At 66.9% G+C, this 25281-nt stretch carries 24 protein-coding genes; 14 read left to right on the top strand and 10 right to left on the bottom strand.

The features are described from left to right. Positions 1–19 precede the first annotated feature (19 nt). From FSZ13_RS15455 to FSZ13_RS15425, 7 genes are all read left to right on the top strand, one after another. Complete coding sequence (locus tag FSZ13_RS15455) at positions 20–1462, top strand: SH3 domain-containing protein (protein ID WP_260844212.1); 1443 nt, start codon at positions 20–22, stop codon at positions 1460–1462. Then, positions 1462–2568: a dipeptide epimerase gene (locus FSZ13_RS15450; RefSeq protein WP_145481253.1), complete on the top strand. Its 1107-nt coding sequence runs from the start codon at positions 1462–1464 to the stop codon at positions 2566–2568. Before FSZ13_RS15455 ends, FSZ13_RS15450 begins: the two co-directional genes overlap by 1 nt. Before the next feature lie 107 nt (positions 2569–2675). After that, complete coding sequence (locus FSZ13_RS15445) at positions 2676–3524, top strand: MurR/RpiR family transcriptional regulator (RefSeq protein WP_145481252.1); 849 nt, start codon at positions 2676–2678, stop codon at positions 3522–3524. Between the two features lie 18 nt (positions 3525–3542). After that, entirely contained in the window at positions 3543–4352 is an 810-nt protein-coding gene (locus FSZ13_RS15440; protein WP_145481250.1) for a L,D-transpeptidase family protein, read from the top strand. Beyond that, positions 4349–5638, top strand: coding sequence for an APC family permease (locus FSZ13_RS15435; protein ID WP_145481249.1), 1290 nt, complete (start codon positions 4349–4351; stop codon positions 5636–5638). The genes FSZ13_RS15440 and FSZ13_RS15435 overlap by 4 nt, the downstream gene beginning before the upstream one ends. A gap of 249 nt (positions 5639–5887) precedes the next feature. Next, the gene (locus FSZ13_RS15430) at positions 5888–6250 is read left to right on the top strand and encodes a hypothetical protein (protein ID WP_145481247.1); all 363 of its coding nucleotides are present in this window, start codon (positions 5888–5890) and stop codon (positions 6248–6250) included. 175 nt (positions 6251–6425) lie between these two features. Beyond that, entirely contained in the window at positions 6426–7583 is a 1158-nt protein-coding gene (locus FSZ13_RS15425) for a PQQ-dependent sugar dehydrogenase (protein WP_145481245.1), read from the top strand. Between the two features lie 631 nt (positions 7584–8214). Here FSZ13_RS15425 and FSZ13_RS15420 read toward each other — a convergent pair. The 4 genes from FSZ13_RS15420 to folB form a co-directional block, all read right to left on the bottom strand. Then, complete coding sequence (locus tag FSZ13_RS15420) at positions 8215–8838, bottom strand: hypothetical protein (protein WP_145481243.1); 624 nt, start codon at positions 8836–8838, stop codon at positions 8215–8217. 141 nt (positions 8839–8979) lie between these two features. After that, entirely contained in the window at positions 8980–11154 is a 2175-nt protein-coding gene (gene bglX, locus FSZ13_RS15415) for a beta-glucosidase BglX (protein ID WP_145481241.1), read from the bottom strand. Positions 11155–11290: 136 nt separating this feature from the next. After that, complete coding sequence (locus FSZ13_RS15410; protein ID WP_145481239.1) at positions 11291–12565, bottom strand: mechanosensitive ion channel family protein; 1275 nt, start codon at positions 12563–12565, stop codon at positions 11291–11293. Between the two features lie 133 nt (positions 12566–12698). Next, positions 12699–13052, bottom strand: a complete 354-nt coding sequence (folB, locus tag FSZ13_RS15405; RefSeq protein WP_093532979.1) for a dihydroneopterin aldolase — start codon at positions 13050–13052, stop codon at positions 12699–12701. A 405-nt stretch (positions 13053–13457) separates the two neighbouring features. Between folB and FSZ13_RS15400 the strand changes: the two genes are divergently transcribed. Further along, positions 13458–14102 carry a hypothetical protein gene (locus FSZ13_RS15400; protein WP_260844211.1) on the top strand — a complete coding sequence of 215 codons (645 nt, stop codon included), beginning with the start codon at positions 13458–13460 and terminating at the stop codon, positions 14100–14102. Between the two features lie 9 nt (positions 14103–14111). Here FSZ13_RS15400 and tsaD read toward each other — a convergent pair whose 3' ends face one another. Further along, the gene (gene tsaD, locus FSZ13_RS15395; protein ID WP_145481237.1) at positions 14112–15137 is read right to left on the bottom strand and encodes a tRNA (adenosine(37)-N6)-threonylcarbamoyltransferase complex transferase subunit TsaD; all 1026 of its coding nucleotides are present in this window, start codon (positions 15135–15137) and stop codon (positions 14112–14114) included. Positions 15138–15304: 167 nt separating this feature from the next. On the opposite strand from tsaD, the gene rpsU reads away from it, so the two are divergent. From rpsU to FSZ13_RS15365, 6 genes are all read left to right on the top strand, one after another. After that, a complete protein-coding gene (rpsU, locus tag FSZ13_RS15390) occupies positions 15305–15520 on the top strand; it encodes a 30S ribosomal protein S21 (protein WP_002808376.1) in 216 nt (71 codons plus the stop codon). 133 nt (positions 15521–15653) lie between these two features. After that, complete coding sequence (locus FSZ13_RS15385; protein WP_145481235.1) at positions 15654–16100, top strand: GatB/YqeY domain-containing protein; 447 nt, start codon at positions 15654–15656, stop codon at positions 16098–16100. 223 nt (positions 16101–16323) lie between these two features. Continuing rightward, entirely contained in the window at positions 16324–17274 is a 951-nt protein-coding gene (locus tag FSZ13_RS15380) for a YihY/virulence factor BrkB family protein (protein WP_260844210.1), read from the top strand. Positions 17275–17338: 64 nt separating this feature from the next. Then, on the top strand, positions 17339–19063 hold the full coding sequence (gene dnaG / locus FSZ13_RS15375; protein WP_145481233.1) for a DNA primase: 1725 nt from the start codon (positions 17339–17341) through the stop codon (positions 19061–19063). A gap of 255 nt (positions 19064–19318) precedes the next feature. Next, on the top strand, positions 19319–19798 hold the full coding sequence (locus tag FSZ13_RS15370; RefSeq protein WP_260844208.1) for a protein tyrosine phosphatase family protein: 480 nt from the start codon (positions 19319–19321) through the stop codon (positions 19796–19798). Positions 19799–19850: 52 nt separating this feature from the next. Continuing rightward, on the top strand, positions 19851–20819 hold the full coding sequence (locus FSZ13_RS15365; protein ID WP_145481229.1) for a bile acid:sodium symporter family protein: 969 nt from the start codon (positions 19851–19853) through the stop codon (positions 20817–20819). Between the two features lie 46 nt (positions 20820–20865). Here FSZ13_RS15365 and FSZ13_RS15360 read toward each other — a convergent pair whose 3' ends face one another. The 5 genes from FSZ13_RS15360 to FSZ13_RS15340 all read right to left on the bottom strand — a co-directional run bounded on the left by FSZ13_RS15360 (position 20866) and on the right by FSZ13_RS15340 (position 25280). Continuing rightward, positions 20866–21603 carry a hypothetical protein gene (locus FSZ13_RS15360; RefSeq protein WP_145481227.1) on the bottom strand — a complete coding sequence of 246 codons (738 nt, stop codon included), beginning with the start codon at positions 21601–21603 and terminating at the stop codon, positions 20866–20868. Positions 21604–21608: 5 nt separating this feature from the next. Further along, entirely contained in the window at positions 21609–21944 is a 336-nt protein-coding gene (locus FSZ13_RS15355; RefSeq protein ID WP_145481226.1) for a hypothetical protein, read from the bottom strand. A 317-nt stretch (positions 21945–22261) separates the two neighbouring features. Further along, complete coding sequence (locus tag FSZ13_RS15350) at positions 22262–23086, bottom strand: calcium-binding protein (RefSeq protein WP_260844206.1); 825 nt, start codon at positions 23084–23086, stop codon at positions 22262–22264. 72 nt (positions 23087–23158) lie between these two features. Then, positions 23159–24052, bottom strand: coding sequence for a heme o synthase (gene cyoE, locus FSZ13_RS15345; protein ID WP_145481224.1), 894 nt, complete (start codon positions 24050–24052; stop codon positions 23159–23161). Between the two features lie 4 nt (positions 24053–24056). Beyond that, the gene (locus FSZ13_RS15340) at positions 24057–25280 is read right to left on the bottom strand and encodes a COX15/CtaA family protein (RefSeq protein WP_260844205.1); all 1224 of its coding nucleotides are present in this window, start codon (positions 25278–25280) and stop codon (positions 24057–24059) included. Between the last annotated feature and the right edge of the window lies 1 nt (position 25281).

The following is a 25281-nucleotide window of genomic DNA, read 5'->3' as shown; positions in this document are numbered from 1 at the left end:
CGAGGAGGATGACCGCTCCATGATCCAGGCTTCCCCCCGCCGCTCCGCGCGGCCTGCGTGGCCGACCCGCGCGATGCTGGCGGCGCTGCTGCTGCTGCCGGGCAGCGCGAGCTGGGCAGAGTCGCCATTCGGGCCGCCGCCGGCCTTCGGCGGCGTGGTTGGATTGCGCGAGGCCTACCTCGACCCGGCGTTCTGGGCGGCTCGACTGCCCGATCCCGACCGGGTGATCCTGGACAGCGCAGGCATTGCCGCGCAGAACGCGCGCATGCGTGCCGAAGACAGGGCGATCCACGACCTGCGGGCACTTCCCGCCCGGCTGGGGCGGGCGCGCGTACTGGCCGACATCCAGGCGCTGTCGCGCTGGCCGGAAAAACCGCTGTTCGGCGAAGACGGACACCCGGTGCCCGCCGCCGCGCGTACCGCCATCGAGGCCAACCTCGCGCTGGCGTCCATTCCCGTCGAACGCCCGCTGCACTACGGGCTGGTGACCCACCGCGCCGCGCTGCGTGCGTTCCCGACCGCGCTGCGGGTATTCACCACGCAGGGCGACACCGATATCGACCGCTTCCAGGAATCGGCGCTGTTCCCCGGCGACGCGGTGGCGGTGCTGCACGAAAGCGCCGACGGGCAGTGGCTGTTCGTCACCAGCGAGCGCTATTCGGCGTGGATTGAAAAGCGCTTCGTCGGCATCGGCAGCGCGGACGCCGTGTTCGGCTACGGCCAGCACGGCCCTTATCGGGTGGTGACCGGCGCCACCGCGTTCACTGCATTCACCCCGGAAGAGCCGCGCGTCTCGCGGCTGCAGCTGGAGATGGGCGTGCGCGTGCCGGTGATCGCCGACTGGCCGCTCAACCAGACCGTGAACGGCCAGCAGGCACACGCCGCGCACGTGGTGCAGCTGCCGGTGCGCAACGCCGACGGCACGCTGGCGCTGGTACCGGCGCTGCTGCCGCGTTCGCAGGACACCGCCAGCGATTACCTGCCGCTGACCCCGCGCAATGTGCTCACCCAGGCCTTCAAGTTCCTCGGCGAGCGCTACGGCTGGGGCCATTCCTACGACACCCGCGACTGCAGCGGCTTCGTGTCGGAGATCTACCGCAGTTTCGGCGTACTGGTGCCGCGCAATACCAGCGCGCAGGCGGTCAGCCCGGCGCTGGACCGGATCGCGTTCAGCGCGAAGGACGACGCGGCAACGCGCAGCGCCGCCGTGCAGCAGCTGCAGGTGGGCGACCTGGTGTACATCCCGGGGCACGTCATGGTGACCATCGGCCAGCTCGACGGGCAGGCGTGGATGATCCACGACACCGCCGGCGGCAGCTGGTTCGGCGCGGACGGTCGCCGCGTGCAGGCCCACCTCAACGGCGTATCGGTGACCCCGCTGCAGCCGATGATGGCCAGCGACACCGTGAGCTACATCGACCGCATCACCAACATCCAGCGCATCCGGCCCCAGACTCCTTGATGAAAATCACCGACATCGAACTTGGCATGCTGCGCGTGCCGCTGAAGACCCCGTTCAAGACCGCACTGCGCACCGTCGATACCGTGGAAGACGTGGTGGTGCTGGTGCGCACCGACAGCGGCCATACCGGCTATGGCGAGGCACCGGCCACCGCGGTGATCACCGGCGACACGCACGGCTCGATCATCGAGGCCATCGACCGCTTCATCAAACCGCGCCTGATCGGCCAGGAGGTCGCCAACCTCAACCGCATCTGCGCGCTGATCCAGTCGTCGATGGAGCGCAACACCAGCGCCAAGGCGGCGGTGGAGATCGCGGTATACGACCTGTGGGCGCAGCTGCACGACGCGCCGCTGTACCAGATGCTGGGCGGTGGCGACCCGGTGATCACCACCGACATCACCATCAGCGTGGACTACATCGACAAGATGGTGGCCGATTCGCTGTCGGCGATCGACCGCGGCTTCGAGTCGCTGAAGATCAAGGTCGGCAAGGACATCGGGCTGGACATCGAACGGGTCAAGGCGATCCATGCCGCCGTGCAGGGCCGTGCGCTGCTGCGGCTGGATGCCAACCAGGGCTGGACCGCGAAGCAGGCGGTGCACGCCATGCGCAGCCTGGAAGAGGCCGGGGTGGTACTGGAGCTGCTGGAGCAGCCGGTGAAGGCGGCCGACATCAGCGGCCTGAAGTATGTGACCGACCGGGTCAACACGCCGGTGATGGCCGATGAAAGCGTGTTCAACCCGGGCCAGGTGTTCGACCTGATCCAGCAGCGCGCGGCGGACATCATCAACATCAAACTGATGAAGACCGGTGGGCTGAGCAATGCGATCCGCATCGCCGACATCGCCGCCATCTACGGGGTGCCGTGCATGATCGGCTGCATGATCGAATCGAGCATCAGCGTGGCCGCGGCGGTGCACCTGGCGGTGGCCAAGAGCGAGATCATCACCAAGGTCGACCTGGACGGCCCCTCGCTGGGGCAGTTCAATCCGGTCACCGGTGGGGTACATTTCAACGAGTCGGAGATCACCATCAGCGATGCGCCGGGACTGGGCATCACCGAGGTGAGGGGCCTGGAAATGATCAAGGCACCCCGCTGGTAGCCCGGTAGAGCCACGCCCTGCGTGGCTGCACCGCGCGGTCCCGGTGCACGCCAGCCACGCAGGGCGTGGCTCTACACCTCCCCCACACAGGAACCATCGCGTCCTCCATGCCGCCCCTGGTGAAAATCCGCTCCGAGCGTGACCACATGTCGGCGATCGAACGCCGCATCGCCGATTTCATCCTCGACAACGCCCACCTGCTGCGCGACTACTCCTCGCAGCAGCTGGCCAGTGCGCTGGGGATCAGCCAGTCCAGCGTGGTCAAGTTCAGCCAGAAGCTGGGCTTCAAGGGCTACCCGGACCTGAAGTATTCGATCGGCCAGGCGGTGGCCCGCGCCGGCAGCGACCCCGCCGCCGGCCCGCCGAGCGCCGCCCCGGCCAACGATTACGACCAGCTGGCCGAACGCCTGCGCCTGAGCCGCACCGCCGCCGATGAGGAAACCCGGCTGGCCAACCCGCAGGCGGATGTGGAAACCATCGTGCAGCTGGTCGACGCGGCGCCGAAGCTGTTCGTCTACGGCCTGGGCGATGACGGCCTGTACGCGCGCGAGTTCGCGATGCGGCTGTCGCTGCTGGGCATGCTGACCGTGCACCACGCCGACCCGATCCTGATGATGGCCAACCTCTCGGCCGCGCGCGCGGGCGACGTGCTGCTGGTGTTTTCCGAGTTCGGCAAGCTGCCGCAGCTGTTCCAGCTCTCGCGCCAGTTCCAGGACATGGGCGGCAAGGTGGTCTCGATCACCCGGCACAGCGCCAACCCGCTGCGCGCGCATGCCGACGCGTCGCTGGTGGTGTGCGCGCACGACCCGGCGCCGCACGTGGCGCAACTGTTGTACCGTTCTGCCTTGCAGTCGCTGCTGGACTTCGTGTTCGTGCTGCTCTGCCACGCCAACCCGGACCGCCACCGCCAGCTCGGGGTGAACCTGGAACGGATCGAACACCTGATCGACACCTGATTCCCGGAGTCCACCACGATGCTGCCGCTGCTGCGTTCCGCCCTTGCCGTCGTGCTGGTTGCCAGCGCCCTGCCCGCTGCCGCGCTGGCCCCGCCGCCCGTGCCGCTGGTGCAGGACACCCGCCAGATGATCGTGGTCACCACCGATGGCTGGGACGCCACCCAGGGTTCGCTGCAGGCCTACACGTATGCCGATGCCAAGGGTTGGCAGGCGGAAGGCGAGCCGTTCGCGGTCGCCGTGGGCCGCAACGGCAGCGCCTGGGGCGTGGGCCTGCGGCCCAACCCGACCGATGAAGGTGCGCAGCAACCCGGCGACCCGATCAAGCAGGAAGGCGATGGCCGCAGCCCGGCCGGCATGTTCTTCCTGGGCACTGCGTTCGGGTATGCCGCCAAGGCCGATACCGCCCTGCCCTACCAGCCGATGCTGGCCAGCTCCTACTGCATGGACGTCCCGGATTCGAAGTACTACAACCGCATCGTCGATGCCGAGGTGGTGGGTGCGGAGGCGGTGGAAGGCTCCACCGAACCGATGCGGCTGGACCTGCACAACAAGGGTGACGTGCGCTATCGCGAGGGCTTCGTGATCGAGCACAACCCCGGCGGCAAAGCGGGCAAGGGCAGCTGCATCTTCGCCCACCTGTGGCGCACGCCGGGCGAGGCCACCGCCGGCTGCACGGCGATGCAGCCCGAACACATGCGTGCCCTGCTGAAGTGGCTGGACCCGGCGCAGAAGCCGATCTTCGTGCTGCTGCCGCGCGCGCAGTACCATCGCCTGCAAGGTCCATGGGCACTGCCGACGCTGCCGCCGCAGTCCGAGGCGGCGCGATGAGCACACCGACCGAACCGCAGCTGGAACGCGCGGTCAGCCGCTGGCAGATCGTCGGGCTGTCGATCAACGATGTGATCGGCAGCGGCATCTATCTGCTGCCGGCCGCCACCGTGCTGCTGCTGGGTCCGTTCAGCCTGTGGGGCGTGGTGGCGGCGGGCATCGTGGTGGCGCTGCTGGTGCTGTGCTACGCGCAGGCGGCCAGTTACTTCGACGAGCCCGGCGGCAGCTACCTGTATGCGCGCGAGGCGTTCGGGCGCTTTGCCGGGTTCGAGATCGGCTGGATGATCTGGCTGACCCGCATCAGTTCGGCGGCGGCGTTGAGCAACGCGCTGGCCGATGCGGTGGCGCGCTTCTGGCCGTGGGCCGGGCACGACCTGGGCCGGGTGGTGGTGATCGTGGTGTCGCTGGGCTTTTTGACCGCGGTGAACGTGGCCGGGGTGCGCTCGGCCGCACGCACCGGGGTGGTGCTGGTGGTCGGCAAGCTGGTGCCGCTGCTGCTGTTCGTGGCGATTGGTGCGTTCTACGTGGACACCGACCTGGCGTTCTCCGGCGCACGACCGGACCCGCACGACCTGCAGCGCATGGGCGAGGCGGCGCTGCTGCTGCTGTATGCCTATGCCGGTTTCGAAAACATTCCGGCCGCTGCCGGTGAGTACCGCAACCCGCGCCGTGACATTCCGTTTGCCTTGATCACCATGATCATCACGGTGACGGTGATCTACGGCGCGGTGCAGTTCATCGCGCAGGGCACGCTGCCCGGGCTGGCCGATTCAGCCACGCCGCTGGCCGATGCGGCGGCCGGGTTCGGTGGCGAGGCGCTGGCGTTGATCCTCACCGTGGGCGCGACGATTTCGATCCTGGGCACCAACAGCAACACGATGATGATGGGGCCGCGCTTCCTGTTCGCGCTGGCACGCGATGGCTACGGGCCGAAATTCCTGGCCCAGGTGCACCCGCGCTTCCGTACGCCGGCCGCGGCGATCGTCACCCAGGGGGTGATCGCGCTGGTGCTGGCCCTGTCTGGTTCGTTCGTGCAGCTGGCGTTGTTGTCGATGACCACGCGCCTGTTCGCCTACATCGGCACGGCGGCGGCGGTGATCGTGCTGGCGCGCCGCTTCCGCGACCGGCCCGGCGCATTGAAGCTGCCGGGCGGACCGTTGATTCCGATCCTGGCGCTGGTGCTGTGCCTGGCGCTGTTCGCCAGTGCGAGCTGGCAGAACATCGCTGCGGCGCTGATCGCATTCGCGGTGGGCGCGGTGATCTATCTGGTGCCGCGCAAGGGTTGATGGGACGTTGTGGCACCGCGTGCAGCCACGCAGGGCGTGGCTCTACGGCTGGTCGGGGCAACCACGCGCACGCAAGCCACGCAGGGCGTGGCTCTACGCCCGGATGGAACATGAATCCGTAGAGCCACGCCCTGCGTGGCTGAACCACCCACCTCCCCTTCAGCACCCTTGACCCGACATTCACCCCACGCGCCCGCCGCGTTAACCGGCCCACCGGTAGGTTGAAGCCTCACCCAACCGGAGCCACACATGAGCCCTGACTACCAGATTCCCGGCCGGGTGCCGGAAGACGGCGTGCCGCGCGAAGCGGTCTCGGATTACTGGCGCGAGCGCTTCAGCGCTGAGCCGTACTACGACAGCAACCTGGCATTCGAGGATTACGAGCCGGCCTACTACCTCGGCTACAGCTCGCGCCACACCCGTACCCGCGCCGATGAAGTGATTGAAGCCTACGAGCAGGTGGAAGCCGAACTGGAATCGCGCTGGGCGCGTGAACAGGCGACCAGCAAGCTGACCTGGGCGCAGGCCCGCAACGCGGTTCGCCGCGGCTGGGACGAGTCCACCGCCCTGCACCAGTCGCACCTGGACAGGGGCGTTCCGCGCGGCACCTGACGGCGCGGCATCGTCGGCCATCCCCAAACACCCGTGGCGGCGAGGCCACGGGTGTTTTCATGTGTGCGCCCCGGCGTGATGTCCTCCCCGCGGGATGACCTATGGTCCACGCCGCGTTGATGGGCATGGTGTACAACATCGCTTGGCCATTCGCGTCCCCTTCTGGAGATTTCCCATGACCCGCCGCCTGCTGCTCACGCTTGCCCTCGCCGCCACGCCGGCCCTGTTCACCACCGCCTGCGTTGCCGCCGATGCCCCGGCCAAGGCCGCCGCGCCCGCGCTGGAGAAGGCGCAATGGCCATTCACCGCCACCGAATTCGCCCGCTTCGACCAGCCCTGGGCGATGAGCTTCCTGCCGGACGGCAGCCTGCTGGTGACCGAGAAGGAAGGCAGGCTCAAGCACTTCAACCTGACCACACGCAAGAGCGCGGAGATCACCGGCGTGCCGAAGGTGGCCTACGGCGGCCAGGGCGGCTTTGGTGACGTGCTGCCGCACCCGCAGTTCGCGCAGAACCAGCTGGTGTACCTGAGCTACGCCGAAGAAGGCGAGAAGGACACCCGCGGTGCCGCGGTGGGGCGCGCCAAGCTGGTGCTGGCCGCCGATGGCAGCGGCACGCTGGAAGACTTCAAGGTGATCTGGCGCCAGACCCCGAAGGTGGAAGGCAAGGGCCACTACGGCCATCGCCTCGCATTCGGCCCCGATGGCAAGCTGTGGATCACCTCCAGCGAACGGCAGAAGTTCGATCCGGCGCAGGACATGGGCGGCAACCTGGGCAAGATCATCCGCCTCAACGACGATGGGAGCGTGCCGGCGGACAACCCGTTTGCCTCGAAGGGTGGCGTGGCCGCACAGGTGTGGTCGCTGGGCCACCGCAACGCGCTGGGCATCGCTTTTGACGCGAACGGCAAACTGTGGGTGCATGAGATGGGCCCTGCCGGTGGCGACGAGCTGAACCTGATCGAACGTGGCGCCAACTACGGCTACCCGATCGTGTCCAACGGCAACCATTACGATGGCCGCGACATTCCCGACCACGACACGCGCCCGGAGTTCAAGGCACCGAAGGTGACCTGGACCCCGGTGATCTCGCCGGCGGGTTTCATCATCTACAGCGGCAAGCTGTTCCCGCAATGGCAGGGCAGCGGTTTCATCGGCGGGCTGTCGTCCACCTCGCTGGTTCGGGTGGCGTTGGAAGGCGACACCGCGCACGAAGCCGAACGATTCCTGATGGGCGAGCGCATCCGCGAAGTGGAGCAGGGCCCGGACGGCGCGATCTGGCTGCTGGAAGACGGCAGCAACGGCAAGCTGTTGAAGCTCACCCCGAAGGGCTGAAGCAGGTGGGGGGCGCCGGGCGATGCCCGGCCTTCCCCGCCAAGGGTCATGCCATTACCGAACGCGGGCAACTCCATGGCGGTCGATCGGGATGCGACCCTACCAGCGCGCCGGCATCTGCGGCGCATGCGGTGGCGTGCCGGCATGTGCGGCGCATGTGGTGACGCGCCGGCATGTGCGGCGCATGCGGTGGCGTGCCGGCATGGGCGGTGCATGCGGTGGCGTGCCGGCATGTGCGGCGCATGCGGTGGCGTGCCGGCATATGCGGCGCATGCGGTGACGCGCCGGCATGTGCGGCGCATGCGGTGGCGTGCCGGCATATGCGGCGCATGCCGTGGCGTGCCGGCATGTGCGGCGCATGCGGTGACGTGCCGGCATGTGCGGTGCATGCGGTGGCGTGCCGGCATATGCGGCGCATGCGGTGGCGTACCGGCATGTGCGGCGCATGCGGTGGCGCGCCGGCATCTGCGGCGCATGCGGTGACGCGCCGGCATATGCGGTGAATGCGGTGACGCGGCGGGATGGGCGGTGCATGCGGTGGCGCGGCGGCAGTGAGGTAGGGTCGGTTCCCAAACGACCGCCGATACGCCATCAACATCCGGTAACGCATGACCTTAAACGAAGGCATGCGTCATTGCCCGATATTGTTGACCTTCACCTCGCTCTTCGTGCATTCCTTGTCCAGGCACTTGCCGTTGATCCACACCTCGCCCTGGCCCAGCATCACGCCCTGCCAGTTCACGAACAGGGTGTCGAACTTCTGCTCGGCAATCAGCTTTGCAAGCGCCGGGGTCACGATCTTGTCGTAGTCGCGCTGGAACGCGGCGGCGTCGGCCACGTTCTGGTTTTTGCCGGCGATGGTGACCCGCACGGGGTAACGCATCAGGCCTGCCACGGCGGCACGATCACCCGCGGCGACACCGCGCTGCAGGTCGTTGAACACCGCCTCGTACTGGTCGGCATCGCCGAGCAGTTTGCCGATGCGTTCGCGCGCTCCGGCTTCGCTTTGGTCCGCAGGGCCCGCCGGCGTGGCGGCGGAATCCGTGCCCGCCACCGGCGGCGCGGTATCCGGCGTTGCCGCGCTGCTGGGCTCCACTGCATCGGGCGACAACCCGGCCTGCGGCGCATCTTCGGCCGCGGAGGCGGTGGTGGCCGGCGGCGAAGTCGACGGTGCGCTCGCCTCATCTGCCGGCGGCGTGGGCTGGCTGCAGGCAGCCAGCATCAAGGTGGGAAGCAGGATCGTGATCAGGCGCATGGGCGGCTCCGCAGGGGTGCAAAGACGCAGCGTAGCGTCATCGGTGTCAGCCACCGATGACGGTTGGGTCGACGGATTGCCGGGCAGAGCCCGGCTCTACGTCGGTGCGCAGGACGACATGTCGGCCTGCAGAGCGTTACCTCAGCTTGCCAGCAGTTCGAAGACGACCGGCTCGCCGCTGGCCGAGGAGGCGCATACCCACAGGTCGAACTGACCCGGCTCCGCACGGAACACGCCGTCACGACCGGTGAAGCCCAGTGCGTGGCGATCCAGGGTGAAGCGCACCTGGGTGCTTTCGCCCGGCTGCAGCGCCACCTTGCGGAAATCCTTCAGCTCGCGCACCGGCCGCACACGGCTGGCCACGCGGTCGTGGATGTACAGCTGCACCACTTCCTCGCCCGCCACCGCGCCGGTGTTCGTGAGCGTGGTGGTGATCTCCAAGGTGTCGTCCCAGCCCAGCGATGCACTGCCCAGCTGCGGTACGCCGTAGTCGAACGTGGTATAGCCCAGGCCGTGCCCGAACGGGTACAGCGGCGCGTTCGGAATCTCGCGCCAGCGCGCCTTGAACTCCGACATCGTCGGCAGCTCCGGGCGACCGGTACGCGGGTGGTTGTAGAAGAACGGCTGCTGCCCCGACACCTGCGGGAAGCTGACCGGCAGGCGCCCGGACGGGTTGTAGTCGCCGAACAGCACGTCGGCCACGGCCGGGCCGGTCTGGGTGCCCAGGTACCAGGTGACCGCCACCGCCTGCGCATTGCGCACCGCGCCCTGCAGGGCCAGCGCGCGGCCATTGCGTAGCAGCACGACGAGCGGCTTGCCGGTCATCGCCACCGCTTCGGCCAGCGCCTGCTGCGCCGGCGGCAGGGTGATTTCCACGCGCGACTGCGCTTCACCGCTGTAGCGTTGCGGTTCGCCCAGCGCCAGCACCACCACGTCCGCACGCAGCGCGGCCGCCACGGCCTGTTCGATTCCGTCCTGCACGGCCGCTTCAAGGTCGCAGCCCGGCACGATCTCCAGCAGGTTTTCATCGCTGATCGCCGCGCGCACGCCGGCTTCCAGGGTGACGTAGCGGTCCTTGTCGCCGAACAGCGTCCAGCAGCCCTCGATGTTGTCGCGGTCCTGCACGAACGGACCGATCAGCGCGATCTTCTGCCCGCTCTTTCGCAGCGGCAGCACGTTGCCGTCGTTCTTCAGCAGCACGATGGAACGGCGCGCGGCATCGCGCGAGAGTTCATCGTGCGCGGCCAGGTAGGAGGTGTCGGCTTCGCGGGCCAGGTCCAGCGAACGGTACGGATCGTCGAACAGGCCGATCGCTTCCTTCAGCTTGAGGATGCGGCGCACCGACTCGTCCAGCGTGGCCATCGGCACTTCGCCGCTCTCGACCAGGTCCGGCAGGTGCACGGCATAGAAGCCGCTCTGCATGCTCAGGTCCAGGCCGGCGGTGAACGCCTTGGCGGTGGCATCGCGGTCGTCGGCGGCGTAGCCGTGCGCGACCAGCTCCATGTCGGCGGTGTAATCGGAAATCACCACGCCCGGGAAGTTCCACTCGCCGCGCAGGATGTCGGTCAGCAGTTCGGCGTTGGCGCTGGCGGGCACGCCGTTGATGTCGTTGAAGGACGACATCACGGTGATCGCGCCGGCTTCAAAGGCGGCCTTGAACGGCGGCAGGTGCACGTCGCGCAGGGTCTGCGGCGAGATGTCCACCATGTTGTATTCCATGCCGGCCATGACCGCGCCGTAGGCGGCGAAATGCTTGGGCGTGGCCAGCAGCGCGTCGGCCGCACGCAGGTCCGGGCCCTGGAAGCCGCGCACGCGGGCGGCGGCGAACGCACAGCCCAGCACCACGTCTTCGCCGGCGCCTTCGGCACCGCGGCCCCAGCGCTGGTCGCGGGCGATGTCCACGGCCGGTGCGTAGGTCCAGTGCAGGCCGGCAGCGGTGGCTTCCACGGCGGTGGCGCGCGCGGTGCGCTCGGCCAGGTCGGGTTCGAAGCTGGCCGCTTCACCCAGCGGGATCGGGAACACGGTGCGCATGCCATGGATGACATCGGCGGCCAGGATCACCGGAATGCGCAGGCGGCTTTCTTCCAGTGCCACCTGCTGGATGCGGCGGCCGGCTTCCACGCCCACGCCATTGAACAGCGAGCCCACCTTGCCTTCGCGTACCTGCTGCAGCACCTGGTCGGCGTTGCTGACGTTGGCTTCGGGATTCACGTCCGGCGCGAACGGCCGGACCATGTCCGCGAACACACCCAGCTGGCCGACTTTTTCTTCGACGGTCATCTGGGCAATGAGGGTTTCGATGCGATCGGAGGCCACCGGCGGTCCTTATGAAAACGTTTACAAGGCCGGGATTCTAGCGTTCCCGAGCCCCTTGTGGAGGATTTTGGCGTTCATTTTTCATCCCCGAGGGGAAATTCCGGTCCCGACCAGGCAGCACCGGAGGCACAGGAGCTTACTCCGCGGCGACCCGCTGCTGCTGCGCGGCCATCAGCATGGCATCGCTGGAGGCCTGGAATACGCGCAGCCCGAACACCGGCAGGATCGCCAGCAGGTGGTCGAACACATCCGACTGGATGCCTTCGTACCCGGCCCAGGCGGTGGTGCGGGTGAAACAGTACACCTCCAGCGGCAGGCCTTCGGTGGTGGGCTGCAGCTGCCGTACCAGCAGCGTCATGTCCGTATGGATGCCCGGATGCTGGCGCAGGTAGCGCTCGACATAGGCGCGGAAGGTGCCCAGGTTGGTGACCCGGCGCGCATTGACCGCGGCCATGCCCTTGGCCTGCAGCCCGGTGTTCCACTGCGCCAGTTCGGCCTGCTTGTCGCGCAGGTAGTCGCCCAGTACCGCGAACTGCTGCAGCCGCGCCAGCGTTTCCTCGTCGACGAACCCCACGCTGTGCTGGTCCAGGTACAGCGCGCGCTTGATCCGTCGTCCGCCGGCTTCCTGCATGCCGCGCCAGTTCTTGAACGACTCGGTGACCAGCTTCTTGGTCGGGATGGTGGTGATGGTCTTGTCGAAGTTCTGCACGGTGATGGTGTGCAGGGCGATATCGATCACATCGCCATCCGCGTTCTGGCTGGGCATTTCGATCCAGTCGCCCAGCCGCACGCGGCCATCTCCGCTGATCTGCACGCTGGCCACCAGCGACAGGATGGTGTCCTGGAAGATCAGCATCAACACCGCCGTGGCCGCGCCCAGCCCGGTCACCAGCGGGCCCAGCTTGACCCCCAGCAGGGTGGCGACGATGGACAGGCCGGCAACCACGAAGACCACGATCTTCACGACCTGCAGGTAGCCCTTGATCGGCTTGTTGCGGGCATCGGGGCGGCGCTCGTACAGCTCGTTGGCCGCATCCAGCGCGTGCGAGACCGCCAGCGCGACGGTCAGGACCGCCCAGGCCCGGCAGGCACCGATGACGAATTCCACCAGCTGCGGCGGCAGGTCCGGCACGATCCGGATGCCGGCGGCGATGACCATGCTGGGCACCACGTTGGCCAGCCGCGAGATCACCCGCAGGTTGCTGCCGCCTTCGTTGCCGGCACCGTGGCCCGGCAGGCGCCGCACCAGCCGGCGCAGGCCGCGCAGCAGGATGCGCTTGGTGACGAAGTTGGCCAGCCATGCGGCCAGCGCCAATGCGCACAGCACGATGGTGGTGTAGGCCCAGGGCCAGGGTTCGAGGGTGTCCTGCAGGTTTTCCAGAAGTTGTACGGCGATTACGGCGTCTACCATCGTTTACGGGTTCTCTTGGTATTGCGAGGGCCGACTGACAGTCGGCGCTACCGGGGCGCGGCCCCTGCGACAGCTGCGCGACCGGGGCGCGGCCCGTGCGACAGCTGCGCGGTCAGTGCCGGGCAGCGGTGCCTCAGGCGGCGCTGCGCTCGATGATCACGCCCACGGCCTTGGCACCACGCACCGCGCCGGGCTTGCTCAGCTTCAGGCGCAGCCACTGCACGTTGAACTCGCGCAGCACGATCTCGGCGATGCGCTCGGCCAGGGTTTCAACCAGGCCGAAGTCGGATTCGCGCACGAACTGCTCGATGCGCTTGCTCACGGCCTTGTAGTTCAGGGTGTCGGCGATATCGTCGCTGGCCGCCGGCCTGCGGTTGTCAAAGCCCATTTCCAGATCGAAGCGCAGGGTCTGGCGGATCCGCCGTTCCCAGTCGTAGATCCCGATCAGGGCATCGATCTCGAGCCCTTCGATGAATACCTTGTCCATAGGAGTGCCACGTAGAAGATGGCGACCATGGTAACGGGACGGCCCCGAACGTGCCTCGAACCGGTGCCTGACGGCGCCCGATGTGAAATGCGGGCCGAAATAGACAAAGGGCCCCGCGCGGGGCCCTTTGCTTTACCTCTTGTCCCCGGGTGGAGATGGGATACCCATCCGCGAGTCCCGGTGGCGCGTGAGGCAGAAACTACGTGGGCGGCGCTACGCCGTCAACCATTGTTGACTGGAATTGGGACGAGTTTCGCTCTTGCGGTCGATTCAATAGAGACAGTCAATCAGGCTCCGCAGATCGATTGAGACAACCTCGCAACAGCCTCCTGATCCCTGATGTTCACAGCACCGCCTGCGACTCCATCCTCCACCCATCGGACATGAGGGGCCAGCAGTGCGCATATGGAAGACGCAGTAAGACGTGCTTTGTCGGAAGAACGGCTGCGCACATTCGATTGTGCAGTCACCTGCAGCACACAGTGCACGCCACTCGAACTGTACCTCTGGAATGCACGCATCTCCGCCGCGTTTCTGGTGCCGCTGCACATTGGCGAGGTGGTGACCCGCAACGCCTTATCCGATGCGCTTACCCGAATCCATGGGCCGCGGTGGCCATGGGTTCAAGGCTTTGAAGACAGCCTTCCCAGCCCTGCAGGCGGATACGATCCACGAAGGGAGTTACGTCGCGCCGCAGCCCGCAGCAGCGCGACGGCGACCGTCATCCCGACGCTCAGCTTCGTGTTCTGGCAGAAAATGTTCACGCATCGCTTCGACGCCCGCCTCTGGTCCCGCTGCATGGGCCAGGTATTTCCCGGCGCCGATCGCGGGATGCCATTGCACGGGATCCGGGCTGAGATGCACCGTGATCTCGAGCAGATCCGGCGTCTGCGTAATCGTATCGCGCACCATGAACCCATCTTCGGGAGGGCATTGGCCGACGACTATGCGGCCATCGAGCGAGTAGTGAAGCTGCGCTGCCCGCGCACAGCGGCATGGATGGCCAGACACGATAGGGTGAGGCCACTGCTGCGGGATCGACCGGTCTGACGCCGACTGCTACACCGCCGGCAGCGTCGCCATGTCCCAGCGCGGGGTGACCTGCACCTGCGGCGGGTTTCGCTGGCCGGCCTCCAGGCGCAGCGCGCCAGCGAAGGCGATCATGGCGCCGTTGTCGGTGCACAGCGAAGGGCGCGGGAAACACGCCCGGCCGCCACGGCGTTCGGCCATCTGCTTCAGCTTGGCGCGCAGGCGCTTGTTGGCGCCCACGCCACCGGCTACCACGATGACGTCGGTGCCGGCCGCATCCAGCGCGCGGTCGCATTTGATCGCCAGGGTCTCGACCACCGCGTCTTCAAAGCCACGGGCGATGTCGGCGCGGGTCTGCTCGCTCTGGTCGCTGTCGCGCCAGGCCAGCAGGACCTGGGTCTTCAGGCCGGAGAAGCTGAAATCCAGCCCGGGCCGGTCGGTCATCGGTCGGGTGAACTTGAATTTGCCGGGCGTACCGCGTTCAGCCAAGGCGGCCAGCTGCGGGCCGCCGGGGTACGGCAGGCCCATCAACTTGGCGGTCTTGTCAAAGGCCTCGCCGGCAGCGTCGTCCAGGGTCTCGCCCAGCAGGCGGTACTGGCCGATCCGGTCCACCGCCACCAGCTGGGTATGCCCGCCAGAAACCAGCAGGGCCACGAACGGGGCCTGCGGCGGGTCGTCTTCCATCAACGGCGCCAGCAGATGGCCTTCCATATGGTGGACACCCACCGCCGGCACCTCCAGCGCCCAGGCCAACGAGCGGGCCACGCCCGCCCCCACCAGCAGCGCGCCGACCAGCCCGGGGCCGGCGGTGTAGGCCACCCCGTCGATGTCGTTCACGCCCAGCCCGGCCTCGGCCAGGGTCTGGCGGATCAACGGCAGCAGTTTGCGCACGTGGTCGCGGCTGGCCAGCTCGGGCACCACCCCGCCGTATTCGGCGTGAAGGGCGATCTGGCTGTAAACGGCATGGGCGCGCAGGGCGTCAGGGCCGGCCAGGGAGGTGTCGTACACCGCCACGCCGGTCTCATCGCAGGAAGATTCGATACCAAGGACTCGCATGGCTGCTATTATGGACCTCTTGAGGCCTTGGCAGACGTACCGCCAGCGCGCCCTTCACTACCCAAGGCCAGGAAGTTTGCCGGGGTGGGTTGCAAGTTCTTTTCTCGCCGCTATAATGTGCGGCTCTCACCGGGCGTGACCCGGTTCTACTGTGTCCCGGAGATTCCATGCCCAGCGTTAAAGTCCGCGAGAACGAGCCCTTCGAGTTTGCGCTCCGTCGCTTCAAGCGCACCTGCGAAAAGGCCGGCGTGCTGGCCGAAACCCGCAAGCGCGAGTTCTACGAAAAGCCGACCCAGGAGCGCAAGCGCAAGGCTGCTGCTGCTGTGAAGCGTCAGCTGCGCCGCTCGTCGCGCGACGTCACCAAGCGTCAGCGCCTGTACTGATCGGACGCAACTTCGATGCGGCAGGCCTGGCCTGTCGCGGCGGAGCCGAAGCCGGAACGCGCGAGCGTTACCGGCTTTTTGCGTTTCCATCGATCCTGTTCCCGCCCCACCCTTTCACCGAACGAGGTGTTCCATGAGCATGAAGCAGCAGCTCACCGACGACATGAAGGCCGCCATGAAGGCGGGCGAAAAGCACAAGCTGGGCGTCATCCGCCTGATCAACGCCGCCATCAAGCAGCGCGAAGTGGACGAGCGCATCGAGCTGGACGACGCCGCGGTGATCGCCGTGCTCGACAAGATGGTCAAGCAGCGCAAGGACTCGGTCAGCCAGTTCGAGGCCGCCAACCGTGAAGACCTGGCGGAAATCGAGCGCCAGGAGCTGGCGGTGATCGATACCTACCTGCCGGCCAAGATGGGCGAAGCCGAGATCCAGGCCGCCATCCAGGCCGCCGTCGCCGAAACCGGCGCCAGCAGCGCGGCCGACATGGGCAAGCTGATGGGCGCGCTGAAGCCGAAGCTGGCCGGCCAGGCCGACATGGGCCTGGTGTCCAAGCTGGTCAAGGCACACTTCGCCGGTTGAGCGTGCGGGGGACACGACCAACGGTCGTGTCCTACCCGGCCTCGGCGGTAGGCACCGACCGTCGATCGGTGCGCGTGGCAGGCACCGACCGTCGATCGGTGCGTGTGGTAGGCACCGACCGTTGGTCGGTGCGTGCGGTAGGCACCGACCGTTGGTCGGTGCGTGCGCCAGCCCACCGCCGCGTTTCACCCGGCCTTCGACCCGGGCCTGCTAGAAATCAGGCATGTCTTCGCTGCCGCCTTCCCCCGCGCCCGCACCGGCGCATGATCCGTCCCGCGTTCCGCCACGCCTGCGCAAGTACGTGGACCGGCTTGAACGCAGCTTCCCGGTCGCAGTGGGCAAACGCTTCGTCGAAGTCGACGTGCTGACCCAGGCCGCGTCGGTGTCCTTCTATGCCCTGCTCTCGATGGCACCATTGCTGGTGCTGCTGCTGTGGCTGACCGCGTCGCTGTATCCACCTGCCCAGCAGGCGCTGATCGGGCAGATCAACGACGTGGCCGGCAGCAGTGCCGCCACCGTCGCCGACACCGTGCTCAAGAACGCCGACAACCAGCCGTCGATGGGCTCGCTGGCCGGCATGTGGAGCACGCTGCTGCTGTTCATTGGTGCCACCGCCGTGTTCGCCCAGCTGCAGAACGCGCTGAACCTGATCTTCAACACCAGCGGCGAGCGCCTGGACGGCATCGTGGCCTGGCTGCGCAAGCGCGTGTTCTCGTTCGGCGTGGTGCTGGCACTGGGGTTCCTGCTGATCCTGTCGATGACCGCCACCACCATGCTGCAGGTAGCCTTTGCACAGCTGCCCTCGGTGCTGCCGGCAGTGGGCTACCTGACCAGCCTGGCCCTGTACACGGTGGGCTTCGCCTTCCTCTACCACTACCTGCCCGACCGGCGCGTAGCCTGGCGCCAGGCGTTCATTGGCGGGGTGATCACCTCGGCGCTGTTCGCGCTGGGCCGCTATGCGATCGGGCTGTACATCGCCACGGTGGCGCCGGGCAGCGCCTACGGGTCGATGGGCGCGCTGGTGATCTCGCTGGTGTGGATCTACTACGCCACGGTGGTGTTCTTCGTCGGTGCGCTGATGACGGCGGTGATCGACGAACGCCTGCGCGCCCGCACCCACCTGGCCGAAGCCGGTATCGAGCCGCCGAAACCGGGCGCGGCCAGCGCCAGCTAGTAGACTAGCGGGGTTCTCCGCTACCGCGCGCGGCCGTTACCGGCCCTGCCCCAGCCTGCTGCCCATGGCCCGTATCCCCGACGCATTCATCGACGACCTGCTGGCCCGCTCCGATATTGTCGAAGTGGTGGGCAGCCGCGTGCCGTTGAAGCGCCAGGGCAAGGAGTATTCGGCACGCTGCCCGTTCCACGATGAGCGCTCGGCATCGTTCACGGTGTCGCCGACCAAGCAGTTCTACCACTGCTTCGGCTGCGGCGCGCACGGGACCGCGATCAGCTTCCTGATGAATTACGACCGCCTGGAGTTCCTCGACGCCGTCGACGAGCTGGCCAAGCGGGTGGGCATGGAAGTGCCGCGCGATACGCAGCCGCGCACTGCGCAGCAGCAGGACGACAGCCGCGAACTGTACGCGGCGCTGGATGCGGCCACGCGCTTCTTCCAGAAGTCGCTGGAAGGCAGCGACACCGCCCGTGCCTACCTGGACCAGCGCGGCGTGGACGAGGAAAACCGCGCGCGCTTCGCGATCGGCTACGCGCCCGATGGCTACAGCGCGCTGAAGGATGCGCTGGGCAAGGACGAGCGGCGCATGAAGCTGCTCGATCGTGCCGGGCTGTTCTCCAAAAACGACCGCGGCCACGTCTACGACAAGTTCCGCGACCGGGTGATGTTCCCGATCTACGACCGGCGCGGGCGGGTGATCGCCTACGGTGGCCGGGTGCTCGAGAAGGACGACGGCCCCAAGTACCTGAACTCGCCCGAGACCGCGCTGTTCCACAAGGGGCGCGAACTGTACGGCCTGTGGCAGGTACGCCAGGCCAACCAGAAGATCGAACGCCTGATCGTGGTCGAAGGCTACATGGACGTGGTGTCGCTGTTCCAGTTCGGGGTCACTCAGGCGGTGGCGACGCTGGGCACGGCCACCACGCCGGACCATGCCGAGCTGCTGTTCCGCAACGCGCCGGACGTGTTCTTCTGCTTCGACGGCGACGCCGCCGGGCGCCGCGCCGGCTGGCGTGCGCTGGAATCGGTGCTGCCGCGCATGAAGGACGGGCGCCAGGCGTTCTTCCTGTTCCTGCCCGACGGCGAAGACCCGGACACGATCGTGCGCAAGGAAGGCAAGGAAGGCTTCGACCAACGCCTGAAGCAAGCCACGCCGCTGTCGCAGTTCTTCTTCGACGAGCTCACCCGCGAGGTCAACATGGCCACGCTGGACGGCAAGGCGCGGCTGGCCGAGCGCGCCAGGCCGATGCTGGCGCAGATTCCCGACGGCGCCTTCGGCGACCTGATGAAGCAGCAGCTGGCCATGCTGACCGGGCTGGGCAGCACGCCTGCTGCGGCACCGGCAGCGCGGCCGCCGCAACGCGCGGTGGCCCCGGCGCAACGGCGCAGCCTGGTGCGTGCGGCCATCGCGATCCTGCTGCAGCAGCCGTCGCTGGCGATGACCCTGGACGGCCATCACTTCGGTGGCCTGCGCCTGCCGGGCGTGGAGTTGTTGATCGAGCTGCTGACCCTGGTGGAACAGCGTCCGGACATCAGCACCGGCGCATTGCTGGAGCACTTCGAAGGCCGCGAGGAGCAGGACGCGCTGCAGAAGCTGGCCGCGCAGACGCTTCCGGGCGATGAGGCGATGTGGAACCAGGAACTGCACGATGCGGTGGCGCAGCTGGAAAAGCAGCTGCTGCTGCAACGCCTGGAGGAGCTTCAGGCAAAGCAGCGCCAGCAGGGTCTGGACGATACTGACAAGTACGAACTGCGCGAGCTGTTGAAGGCACGTGCCACCCTGCGTTGACCGATCGAGGAGGAAGGTCACGTGATGCGATGCTGGAACCGTGCTGCTTTCCTCCGTGCCTGTGTGATGTCGTTGGGGTTGCTGGCTTCGGCAAGCAGCGGGGCAGAGCCCCGCTCTACCTCGGGGGGCCTGGTATTCGCGGCTTCGGAGGGCGCCGCCGTAGAGCGGGGCTCTGCCCCGCTGCCGTCCCCCGCCGCCCCGTTGCCCCCCACCGTAGAGCGGGGCTCTGCCCCGCTGCCGTCCCCCGCAGCCCCGTTGCCCCTCACCGTAGAGCGGGGCTCTGCCCCGCTGGCCGACGCCGACCTTCTCAACGCCTTCCGCCAACCGACCCCAGGCCTCCACACCGGCGGCCAACCCACCGCGACGCAGCTGCAACAGGCTGCGGCGACCGGCATCACCACCGTAATCGACCTGCGCCAGCCCGACGAAGATCGCGGCTTCGATGAAGCAGGCGTCACCGCCCAGCTCGGCCTGCATTACGTGCGCATCCCCGTCGCCGGCGCCACTGGCCTCACCTCCGCCAACGTACAGGCGCTGCACACCGCGCTGGCCGAGGCCGACGACCCGGTGCTGCTGCACTGCGCCTCCGGCAACCGCGTCGGCGCGCTGCTGGCCTTGCTGAAAGCGCGGCAGGGCATGCCGGTCGATCAGGCCCTGCAGTTCGGCCGCGACGCCGGCATGACCTCGCTGGAAACAACGACACGCGCCCTGCTCGAGCAGGACACCACGCGTTGATCCTGCCCGTGCGTCACCCTCATTCCCCCAGCTCTACAGGAGCCTGCCCACCATGACCCGCTGGTGGTCGCGCCTGCGACCGGACAACTTCACCCTCGCCCTGCTCGGCACTGTGCTGCTGGCTTCCTTCCTGCCGATGCACGGCGCCGCCGCCCTGGTGCTGGACGATGTCACCGACGTGGCCATTGCCGCGCTGTTCTTCCTGCACGGTGCGCGCCTGCCGCGCGAATCGATCGTCGCCGGACTGCTGCACTGGCGCCTGCACCTGACCATCCTGGCCTGCACCTTCGTGCTGTTCCCGCTGCTCGGGATGGGCTTCAAGCCACTGGAAGGCTGGCTGCTCACCCCGGAACTCTTCATCGGCGTGCTGTTCCTGTGCGCGCTGCCATCCACCGTGCAGTCGTCGATCGCGTTCACCTCGCTGGCGCGCGGCAACGTACCGGCCGCGGTGGTCAGCGCGTCGCTCTCCAGCATCCTCGGCGTGTTCCTGACCCCCCTGCTGCTGGCCCTGCTGGCCGGCACCGCAGGCGGCATGCACAACCCTGGCGAGGCCATCCTGGGCATCATGCTGCAGCTGCTGGTGCCATTCGTGGTCGGCCACCTGCTGCGGCCGTGGATCGCCCGCTGGGTGGAGCGGCAGCGCGCGCTGCTGCGCTATACCGACCAGGGCACGATCCTGCTGGTGGTGTATTCGGCATTCGGCGAAGCAGTGAACGAAGGTCTGTGGAGCAAGACGCCGATCCTGTCGCTGCTGGCCGTGGCGGTGGTTGCCGCGGTGCTGCTGGGCGTCGCCATGCCGCTGATCAACCTGCTGGCCAGGAAGCTGGGCTTCAACCGCGAAGACCGCATCACCATCCTGTTCTGCGGCTCGAAGAAGAGCCTGGCCACCGGCGTGCCGATGGCCAAGATCCTGTTTGCCGGCGGCAGCCTGGGCGCCATCGTGCTGCCGATCATGATCTACCATCAGATCCAGCTGATCGTGTGTGCGGTGGTGGCGCAACGGTATGCGCGCCGAGCTTGAGTCGAACGCATTCTCGGGCGGGGTCGATGTTGAACGCCCTGCCGACTCAGTCCACGATCGATCGCGCAATCTCCTTCAACACGTCTGCTTTGCGCTGCACGTCGTCGTTCCCAGTGGCGATCAACTTGTACAGTTTGTCTTTGCCCGCCCACACCAACACTACCTGCCCGCGCCCTTGGTCGTCCATGGACATATCCAGCTGACCAGGCACGCCTTTGATTTCGGTGTTCTGCGCCTCGACAAAGGCTTCAATGACGCCCCCCGGTACGCGGAAATTCTCCTCGTTGAACTCAACGATACCGATCCCGCCAAGACGGAAGAAGCGTGAGAGCCCGGAAGACTTCACGCCATCGATAGCACCCGTTGGCTCCATGCCTATGACTTCAGCGGCGCCCAGCAATGTCCCCTGAAGCGTACTGGGCGGATTTGGCAGTCGCTGGCGCAGGATTGCATCCGATCTCTGTGTTTTCGGAACCGCATTGAACAGCGCCTCTAGGGAAGGTATCGAGTCTCGCTCGACCTTTTCCACACCGGATCGGCTGCGCCGGATCTGCTCGCGGAAATAGTCCTTGACGGGCTCCGGAGCATCCAACTCGGCCAATGGGATGAGCCTGTAGACCCCTTCATCGAGCCCTCTCGCACCCACCTCGCTATCCAGTTCGGCTGCACGCATTACCCGATCGTTGAGCCATTGGCCCACCGCGTCGACTGATTCAGTGGGCGGCGATGCCGACCATGTTGGAAATGCAGCGGCCATCAACGTGATTGCGTATTTAATTTTCATACCGATCACCACTCCGTCAGAGCACAGTCAACGACGGCGGTGTGCCGCACATACGGTAGCCGATCCAGGATCCAGGTGTGGTAACCCCGAACAAGCATTCGCTCAGGATCTGACTGATCGCCGGCTCTGAAGCGCCATGAAAACCCTCCGTTGTTCGGCGCTCCGAGGTTGTGCTTGGGATGGATGTTTCCTTGTGGAATGTGTCTGCTTGCAGCCGAGCCTTGGATGTTCCTGAACAAAGGGCGATCATAGGTCACGGATTCGTTGACGAAGCCAAGACAGTTGGCACGGCTGAGGGCCTTTACTTCGGCGGCGGCTTCATTGGTGGACAGCATGCTCACCAAAAGTAGTCCTGCGCCTGCGCAGCGCGGCAATCTCATTGTTGCTCCCTGATGGTTGCGAGACATCTCGCAACATCTGTATACGCAGCTGCGCGATGAGAAATTGCGGCACGGGTCCAGGTATCCACAGCAACCGAGTTGTCTGACGGACAGGCACGCGGTTTCCTTACCTGAAGCATTCGGAGAAGCGCAAACCTAACGGCGCCTGCAAGGCCGAACTCCGGCAAAGGTCATGCCTTACCGCGCTGGTCGGGTCTGCGTGCGGTCGTTTGGGAAGCGACCCTACCGAGGCACCGCGGCGTCCGGATTCGGCCACCCTACGGATCTGTCAGCGTCCCCACGCTCAGCTCGGGCAGATACACCCACACGTCATAGGACCGATTCACGCCGGTTTCGGCGACTGGATCTTGTTCCGGACGCTCAATCAGCGTGAGCGCTCGGCAGGGCACCATGCAGCCCCAGAACTGCCCATGCAGCGCTTCCACGCGCACGCTGTACAGCGGCAGGTCCAGCAGGTACGACGCCATGGTGCGGTGCTTCATCTCCGGTGGCGCGTCCGCAAAGGGGTGGCGCATTGCGTGCACGTTGCCGGTGAGCACCAACATCCGCGTTCCGGTCGGCAATGCGCTGAACTGCTGGCGAAGGTGGGTGGCCATCGCCGCATCGCGATCCACATCGCTGTCGTACGCGCTGATTTCAATGTCATAGCCGGCCACGCCGATATCGCGTCCCTGCAGGCGCAGCACGCGCAGCGTTTCGATCAATGCCAGCATGTCGCGGCTGCGGCGGCCGTCGTGCTGGTCGTCCTTCACCCGCCAGAACGGCGAGGTGCGCAGTGCCGCCCGCGCATCCGCATCGCCGTTGGAGCGGAGGTAACGCGCAAGCGCGGCGTTCTCGCTCATCGGAAGCTCCACGCCCAGCCGCACGGGTGCGTCGTCGCGGCTGTAGCGCTCCATCAGGTCGGCCACCAGCAGCGGTGTCTCGGCGGTGCCGTGGTATTCGCCCAGCATCACCAGCCGGTGGTCGCCTGCGAAGGTCATGATCTGCGTGGCAGTGTCCTCCACGCGCATTGCGGGCGCGGCGCAGACGGTGCCGTACATCATCGAAGCCACCATCACGGCCATCCAGAGCCATCGCTTCATACCATCACGTCCTGTTGGGGTCATGGAAGCAATGGCGACGCGATTTTCGGATTCAAGGCCGGCGCAGGAAGCTCACAGGAACGGCAGCATCCAGTGGTCCACCATCAGGAAGGCGAACAGTGCCATCAGGTAGACGATTGAGTAGCCGAACATCTTCATTGAGAACAGCTCGTCCGGCGGGTTCAGCATGCGCCAGGCGTACCAGACGAACACGGCGTTGAGCACCACCGCGCCGCCCAGGTAGAACAGCCCGCTCATGCCGACCACGGTAGGCAGGAGGCTGACGATGGCAAGGATGATCGAATAGACCAGGATGGACTTGCGGGTATACGCGACGCCGTGGGTGACCGGCAGCATCGGGATCTTGGCCTTGGCGTAATCCTCGCGGCGGAAGATCGCCAGCGCCCAGAAATGCGGCGGGGTCCAGATGAAGATGATCAGCACCAGCAGCGAGGCATAGGCCCAGTCCCACGGACCCTGCATGCCGGTGATCGCCGCCCAGCCCAGCAACGGCGGGGTCGCGCCAGCGAGGCCGCCGATGACGATGTTCTGCGAGGTCGCGCGCTTGAGATACACGGTGTAGATCACCGCATAGCCGATCAGCGAAGCGAAGGTCAGCACCGCGGTGATGACGTTCACCCACAGCACCAGGATGGTCATCGACAGCACGATCAGCACGCCGGCGAACACCAGCACCTGCCACGGCTTGACCTTGCCCACCACCAGCGGTCGCCATGAAGTGCGCGCCATCTGCGCGTCTATCTGCGCGTCCAGCAGCTGGTTGATCGCCGCGGCCGCCGAGGCGGCCAGCCAGATGCCCAGGAACCCCAGCGCGCCACGCAGCGCCTGCTCGGCGGTGGGCAGCGCGGGAATGGCCAGGAACATGCCCACCAGCGCGGTGAACACGATCAGTGCCACCACTTTCGGCTTGGTCAGATCCCAATACTGGCGAACGTTGCTGGTCATCGGATCAACCCACGCCCCGGTCGGCCAGGTCCACGCCAGCGCCGACCGCTGGCCGGCTGCTCTCCGCTGCGGGTTCGCGCAACCGCGCCAGCAGGGTCACCAGCACGAACAGCAACGCCACCGCGCCACCGCTGTGTGCCACCGCCACTTCCAGCGGCACCGCCAGCTTCACGTTGAGGATGCCCAGGGTGATCTGCAGCAGCACCAGCAGGCCCAGCGCGCTGGCCCAGCCGCGCATGCTCGGCAGCCGGTACAGGCGCAGCGCAAGCCACAGCAGGTACACCGCCACCACCACCGCGAACATGCGGTGCGCCATCTGGATCGCGATGCGCGAGGCGCCGTCGAGCACGCCCCCTTCGTAATCCACGCCGATGCCACGCCACAGGGTGAAGCCTTCCTTGAAATCGTGCGGCGGCCACCACTGGCTCACGCAGCGCGGGAAGTTGTCCAGCGAGGCACTGCCGCCACCGCAGGCCAGCGCCGCGTAGTTGGCGCTCACCCAGCCGCCCAGCGCGATCTGCGCGACCAGTACCGCCACGCCAATGCGCAGCAGCCATTTCAGCTTCGGCGCTTCGACCAGGGTGATCGGCATGTGCGTAGCACGCCACGCCATCCAGACCAGCAGGCCGAACATCAGCATGCCGCCCAGCAGGTGGCCCATCACCACGATGGGTTTGAGCAGCAGGGTCACCGTCCACATGCCCAACAGGGCCTGGAAGATCACCACCGCCAAGGTCAGCAACGCTGCGCGCGCCAGGTCGATGTTGTTCCAGCGCAGTGCGGCGACCAGCAGGATCACCTCGCCGGTGATGGCCAAGATGCTAGCCGGGACGTGGTGCCCCAGCATGTACAGCGGTATGCCGGTGGCCACCAGTACGCACGCGGTGACCACTGCGGTAGTGCCCCAGTTGCGCCGGCGCACGGCGAGCAGCGCCAGGGTGAGGATTTCAATGCCCAGCGCACCGGCCAGGAAACGGTGCACCTGTTCGCGCCACGCCTTGTGCGTTTCCAGCGGGCGGATCTTCGCCGCCTCGTGGCCGATCACCTCCTGCGCATGCTGCGGCCAGGTGACGCGGCCATAGCAGGTCGGCCAGTCCGGGCAGCTCAGGCCGGCATCGGACAGGCGCACGAACGAACCGAACATGATCGTGCTGGCCGTCATGATCAGGGCGAACCACGCCAGACGGTGGAAATTGCGATGCAGCGCCGGGCGCGCGGTGGGGTTCATC

The organism is Stenotrophomonas rhizophila (assembly GCF_007667275.1).
In the GTDB taxonomy this organism is placed as follows: Bacteria; Pseudomonadota; Gammaproteobacteria; order Xanthomonadales; family Xanthomonadaceae; genus Stenotrophomonas; species Stenotrophomonas maltophilia_AE.
The sequence above is the reverse complement of the archived record's forward strand: the minus strand, read 5'-3'. Positions and strand labels throughout refer to the sequence as shown.